Origin of the sequence: Winogradskyella aurantiaca (assembly GCF_003362725.1) — a bacterium.
GTDB lineage: Bacteria > Bacteroidota > Bacteroidia > Flavobacteriales > Flavobacteriaceae > Winogradskyella_A > Winogradskyella_A aurantiaca.
The window spans coordinates 1-483 of record NZ_QKTV01000020.1; the positions used below are offsets into that span (position 1 = coordinate 1).

A 483-nucleotide genomic window follows, 5' to 3' on the forward strand; every position below is an offset into this window, starting at 1 on the left:
ACTGTGAAGAACCACGTGATCCTTGTGAGAATTATTCAGCGTTTTATGTAGACAATGCTCATGGTTCCAACCAAGGAGTGTTACACGGTGTTAATTTTACAGGAGGTGAGGCAGTATTTACCGAGTTGAAAGAGCTTGGTTATAAAGCGCACTTATCGTACGATCCAATCGCACAAAAGATTTATGTCAATAAAAACAATGGTGATTTCATCGAAATCTTCAATACAGCTGGTGATTCCCAGGGTACTATTGACATATCTGATGCCGATTTATCAGGTGTTTGTACCAACGCTTTTAGTAGAGGTTACGTGTACTTAGGTTCTGGAAGTCAAAACAAAATAATTAAGGTAGACCCACTTTCTGGAAACTGGGAGCTGTTTGCCTGGAACTTACCTATTAGTGGTGGAGATATTGCTTTTAGAGATGGTGTATTGTACTTAGCAACAAGATCAGGTAAAAAACTATATACTGTTGGACCTGGAG

Annotated in this window: 1 protein-coding gene; it reads left to right on the plus strand. The window is 39.3% G+C overall.

The window, feature by feature from the left end; translation table 11 throughout:
• The coding region (locus DN064_RS14080; protein WP_157962327.1) for a hypothetical protein at positions 1 to 483 on the plus strand (483 nt) is incomplete at both ends.